Annotated in this window: 3 protein-coding genes; 1 reads left to right on the plus strand and 2 read right to left on the minus strand. The window is 24.3% G+C overall.

Features of this window, described 5'->3' with window-relative positions:
• Positions 1 to 184: 184 nt before the first annotated feature.
• A complete protein-coding gene (locus NSA58_RS19160; protein ID WP_074080104.1) occupies positions 185 to 559 on the minus strand; it encodes a hypothetical protein in 375 nt (124 codons plus the stop codon).
• A gap of 198 nt (positions 560 to 757) precedes the next feature.
• Here NSA58_RS19160 and NSA58_RS19165 point away from each other — a divergent pair, with 198 nt between their 5' ends.
• Positions 758 to 1,285 (plus strand): DUF2812 domain-containing protein, encoded by a 528-nt coding sequence (locus NSA58_RS19165; protein WP_257560864.1) that lies wholly within the window; start codon positions 758 to 760, stop codon positions 1,283 to 1,285.
• 7 nt (positions 1,286 to 1,292) lie between these two features.
• Here the strand turns inward: NSA58_RS19165 and NSA58_RS19170 are convergent.
• On the minus strand, positions 1,293 to 2,251 hold a 959-nt coding region (locus tag NSA58_RS19170; protein WP_257560865.1), incomplete at its 5' end, for a sensor histidine kinase.

Genomic DNA, 2,251 nt, shown 5'->3' on the forward strand with positions numbered 1-2,251 from the left:
ATTTAAATTTTCTTAATTTTTGCGAAAATAACATAATCTAAGCCTGTCGTAAAATCTTGTCCTTTTTTATTCATAAAAAAAGTATTGATTATCTTATCAATACTTTTAGTTTATTATTCTCTATTTTTATAAATTAAATCATTTTCAGATCATTATTTATGACGAAAATACTTAAATATTTATACTATAATTTAAAAAGATTTTTTATAATATCACCTATATCATCTGAAAAATCCTTATCAAGGTTAATATTTTTTCCTTTTATACTATTATTCTCAGACAATGTATTTTTCACCACTTTATTATATTTATTCACTAAACTTCCTAAATTATTTATATCTAAATTGTGTTTGTTAGCTTCTTCTACTTTATGAGCTTTTGCCTCTTTATTACTAATTCTATTTATAAATGCTTGCCATTTTCCCTTCGCGTTATTTTCAACACATAGATTTTTTAAATTCTTATTTTCAACTTGTTTAAAATTAATTACTAATGCACCACATTTCCTACAGTACTCTTCATTATGTTTAATTACAGCTCCACATTTTCTACAAATCATAACTATCCTCCCTGTTTGTTTATAAACGCTACCTCCTGAAACTATATTATAATTTTAAATCATTGCACAATAAATGTCTTTATTTTAATTTAGAAATTAAATTATTTCTACTTAACATATGCTAAATATGGTTCTATACTTATTATATAAAATGAGTAAAAGTTATATAATATATTAAATTGTAATTGGAGGATTATTATGATCATCTATAAATTCTTTGCCCTTGGCGAGTATGAGAAAGAAGAAGAATGGATAAACAACATGTGCTCAAAGGGTTATGCTTTAAAAAATTTTAAATTTTGCAGATATAATTTTGAAAAATGTATTCCCAATGAATATTATTATTTTCTTGAATTGATTGAAAATCTTCCCTCTTCTCCCAATCAGGAGGACTTTCTTAATTATTTAGAAGATGAGTGGAATGTTGAATATGTGTGTCACTACAGAAATTGGGTTTTTTTTAGAAGAAAAAGAATGCTTGGTAAATTTAGTTTATTTTCTAATGTTCAATTTAAAATTTATTATTTTAGGAAGATATTAATTTTCAGATTTTTAGTAGTTATAGCATTAATTTCTTTTGGAATATTAAATATTTTGTTTTCTCCTAAAGGGTCCACAGATGCAACTTTCGCCCTATTATTAATTCTAATAGCCATAATAGTTATAGCTGTTAATATACCTACTTTTATGAAATATAACAAATTAAAAAAATCAGATAAATCCTAAGATTATCTTAGTTTTTATCTGATTTTCCTATTATATAATCATTTGGTAAAAATACAGAAAAAGTACTACCTTCTTCCGTAGATAATACTTTTATGTATCCATTTTCTTTCTTAATAATTTCTCTACTTAAATAAAGGCCTATACCTATACCTTCCTCCTCTGATACGTTTTTACCTCTATAAAATCTAGAAAATATTTTAGGTATCTCTTCTTCTGATATCCCTCTTCCTTCATCTTTAATATCTATCTTTGTGAAAATTTCATATTTCTCAATAACAATATTTATAACAGTATTTGAAGGCGAATACTTTATGGCATTTTCTATTATGTTAAAAATAGCTTCACAAGTCCATTTTTTATCGTGATATATATTAACTTTATCTTTTTCTTCAAAGTTAATATGAATATTTTTCAGCCCAGCTTTTTTATGAAGTTGAGAAATAGCTAAAATAACTGTATCATTCAAATCGCTAAGCTTAGGTTTAATACTAATCACTGAACTTTCTAATCTAGACATTTTTATCATGCTTTCCACCAAAAAACAAAGCTTATCTAATGATAAAAGTATAATTTTATTAAATTCTTCTTGCTCTTCTTTTGTTAAATTTTCATCTTGTAAAAATTCACTATACATTTTCATATTTGCTAGAGGAGTTTTTAATTGATGAGCGATATCAGAAATCAATGTTTTTATCTCATTTTTATCTTTTTCAATTCGCTTATTTTGTGACTGTAATACTTTTGTTAGTTTTATAGTTTGGTGTTGTAGTTTTGAAAACATCGAATCATCTATCATTGTAAAAACTTCTTTTTCTCTTAAATCACTTATGGTAGATATCATGTCTGATAGTTTCTCAAGTATTTCAATCATATAATTTTCAAAAATTTTGTCATAAATAAAAAATCCTATTATAACAATTAAGGAAAATCCTATTGTTATATACATTATTAGGCTATCCTCAGTAT

The sequence above is a fragment of the Terrisporobacter muris genome, assembly GCF_024621905.1.
Taxonomy (GTDB): Bacteria; Bacillota; Clostridia; order Peptostreptococcales; family Peptostreptococcaceae; genus Terrisporobacter; species Terrisporobacter muris.